The organism is Paraglaciecola sp., from assembly GCF_030730205.1.
In the GTDB taxonomy this organism is placed as follows: Bacteria; Pseudomonadota; Gammaproteobacteria; order Enterobacterales; family Alteromonadaceae; genus Paraglaciecola.
Map to the genome: position 1 here is coordinate 1 of NZ_JANQVQ010000148.1, position 3,294 is coordinate 3,294.

3 protein-coding genes and 1 pseudogene are annotated in these 3,294 nt (G+C 41.3%); all 4 read right to left on the reverse strand.

Annotated features, from left to right (window positions below):
- A partial coding sequence (locus tag NWQ57_RS10435) for a GDP-mannose 4,6-dehydratase (RefSeq protein WP_306022094.1) occupies positions 1-580 on the reverse strand: 580 nt, incomplete at its 3' end.
- A complete protein-coding gene (locus NWQ57_RS10440; protein WP_306022095.1) occupies positions 577-1,458 on the reverse strand; it encodes an NAD(P)-dependent oxidoreductase in 882 nt (293 codons plus the stop codon). The genes NWQ57_RS10440 and NWQ57_RS10435, both read right to left, overlap by 4 nt.
- Positions 1,458-2,774: a lipopolysaccharide biosynthesis protein RfbH gene (rfbH, locus tag NWQ57_RS10445; protein WP_306022096.1), complete on the reverse strand. Its 1,317-nt coding sequence runs from the start codon at positions 2,772-2,774 to the stop codon at positions 1,458-1,460. The genes NWQ57_RS10440 and rfbH overlap by 1 nt, the downstream gene beginning before the upstream one ends.
- Positions 2,761-3,294 (reverse strand): annotated as a pseudogene (locus NWQ57_RS10450) (CDP-glucose 4,6-dehydratase); the annotation flags it as partial. The gene rfbH and the pseudogene NWQ57_RS10450, both read right to left, overlap by 14 nt.

Genomic DNA, 3,294 nt, shown 5'->3' on the forward strand with positions numbered 1-3,294 from the left:
TGGAAGAATGTCTAAAGACCGCAGTTTTCAGCCCATAGATACGGGCGAAATCAAGCATATATTGATCAGCACTGCCCTTTGATGTCCCATAGGGCGAGTGAAAATCTAAGTTTACCGCTTCATCAAAACCGTTTGGTTTATCAATACATTCATAACGTGTATCAGATTCACGATATGAAAACTGCTCTAAATCTCCGTAAACCTTGTTCGTAGACGAATAAATTATGGTAGTTTCAGGTGAATATAACCTCACTGCGTTAAGCAGATTGAAACTCCCCCCCACATTGACCTCAAAATCCATTCGTGGGTCTACAATTGAGGTCGTCATTGCAACCTGACCGGCTAAATGATAAACCACATCGGGTTTATGTTGCTTAATAGTCCTCTCAACATCATTGGTATTTCGTATATCGCCGTGGATGAATTCAAACTGGCCTTGCGTTCTTAACCATTCTAGGTTTTGGTAGCTACCAAACCGATAAAGGCTATCGAAAATGATGACGTCCTGCCCTAGTTTTAATAATTCACTGGCGATATTTGAGCCTAAAAACCCACAACCGCCTGTAATTAAATACTTCATAACCTATCCTTTAAACTAATTTCTATGCCTTGTTTTAAGCAGATTTTTGGTGCCCAGCCTAAGTTAAGTAAGGCCTGATTATTTACTTCAACCGTCATCATTTCGCCATCACGATAAGGTAGTAAACCGAAAGCAAGAACCGTAGAAGTTGTGCAAAAATTATCATCGTAAGCTTGCTTAAGTTGCAATAAAAATGATTTAACTGAAATTAACTTACCCGTTCCAACATCAAATTCACTGAACGGCGCCAAACTATGAGCCTTGTCCAGAATTGTTAAAAAAGCAGACACAACATCGTCGATATAAATAAAATCGCGCTGCTGTTCGCCTTTGGTCAATTTTATTTCTGCCACATTTCGGCTAAGTTGCGATACAACCCAAGGTACAAATTTGGTTGCATCATCTTTGGGGCCGTACATATGTTCAAGCTTCAAGTTAATGACTTGAATTTTTTGGGATTGCTGTCTTAACCAGTCTACCAACTGTTTTTTTGATAAGCTGTATGGGTTCAACTCTCTCGGCAACATAGAATCGGTGTTGATAAAGGTGCTCACATTATGAGCTATTGCTGCATCTAACACTTTTAAACCAAACATAAGGTTACTTTCAACAATAAGATGCAGAGAGTCACCATTACGGCCATAGTGACAGGCCGTATGGATCACGCAATCAATTCGTTGTTGTTCAAAAGCATGTGATAGAGGCTCAATATCAATGTTGTAACTTACAACACGATCAATGTAAGGTTTTATACGCCACGTATCTGAGGTTGAACGTTTTAAAATTACAACGTTATATTCCTTCGCCAACAGAGCCTTAAGTAAATGACTACCCAGAAACCCTGTAGCACCAGTCAACAAAACAGTTGGACTGCTCATTAAAAATTCAAGCCAAAGAATTCTTCTAATTTTTCAGCAATGAAATTTAAATGGTCTTCACCTAAACCTGGATAGATCCCGACCCATATGGTGTTATTCATGGTGTTTTCAGTGTTGGTCAGTTCACCAACCACCTTGTATTCAATATCTTGAAAGTAAGGTTGTCTGATCAAATTACCTGCAAACAGTAAGCGGGTACCAATTTTATGCTGATCCAGATATTTAGTCAGATCAGTGCGGTTTACACCGGCTGAATCTTTCACTGTAATAGGAAAACCAAACCAGGACGGCTCTGAATTTTCAGTTGGCTTAGCAACGTCGATATATTCGGACAAAGATTCCAGGCGATTCTTTAAATAGGCAAAGTTAGAATTACGCTTGGCAATAAATTCAGGAAGGCGTTTCAACTGAGCCAAACCACAAGCCGCTTGCATATCAGTAATTTTTAGGTTGTACCCCAAATGCGAATAGGTATATTTGTGATCATAACCAGCCGGGAGACTACCTAGTTGCATATTAAATCTTGTGCCACAAGTGTTGTCACATCCGGGCTTACAGTAACAATCACGGCCCCAATCTCGAAATGACTCTGCAATGCTAATCAACTCGGCATTATTGGTGAATACAGCGCCACCTTCTCCCATCGTCATATGATGGGCTGGATAAAAGCTCAAAGTTGCAATATCTCCCCAGGTACCAACCATCTGGCCGTTAAATTTAGCACCCAATGCATCACAACAATCTTCTACTAACCAAAGGCCATACTTTTCACACAGTGCTTTCACTTTCGCCAGATTAAACGGGTTACCTAAGGTATGAGCAAGCATTATGGCTTTTGTTTTCGGTGTAATTGCAGCTTCAATCAAGTCGGCATCGATATTGTGAGTTGTCATCTCCACGTCTACAAACACTGGAATCGCGCCAAATTGCACTATAGGGTTTACAGTAGTTGGGAAGCCAGCAGCCACGCCAACGACTTCATCACCTTTTTTGATGGCTCTGTCACCCAGCTTGGGAGAAGTCAAGGTACTAAACGCAACCAGATTTGCTGAAGAGCCTGAATTAACGGTGATCAGATGTTTAATACCGATAAAAGCTGCCAGTTCTTTTTCAAACTGCTCATTAAAGCGTCCAGTAGTCAACCAGCCGTCCAGTGAAGCGTCAACCATATACTGTAATTCAGTCGCTCCTATCACTTTACCAGAGGGAGGCACGGGCGTTTGGCCAGCAATAAATAATTTCTCTGCGTATTGCACTTTGGCATATTGCTCTACTAAATCTGCTATTTGTTTTCTTAAAGAATCAGTTGTCTGCATTATTCATATCTCTCATAAAATCGTTTATTTCGTTTGTACAGGCTTGTTGCATATCTTGCTGATTCAACCAAGCCTGATGCCACTGTATTATTCGGGTTAATGTGTGTTCTAAGCGCCAACTTGGACTCCATCCCAAGTGTTTTTTAGCTTTTGATACATCTAACTTTAAGTAACCCGCTTCATGTGGGTGAGCCTCGTTATCTAACTGCCAAGCAGAATTTGGCCACAGCGCTGTCATTTTATTTAAAATCCAATCTACTGGTTTTGCGTCACCTTCAAATGGACCAAAGTTCCAGCCCTCTGCGTATTTGGTTGGCTCTGAATAGAGTTTCTGTGCTAGTACTAAATAACCGGAAAGGGGCTCTAAAACATGTTGCCATGGTCTAGTCGACTTAGGGTTACGAATTACGACCGGGTTTTTACACTCAAATGCGCGCAGAATATCTGGGATGAGGCGATCATCAGCCCAATCACCGCCGCCAATTACATTCCCCGCCCTGGCAGACGCTAAACCTATACC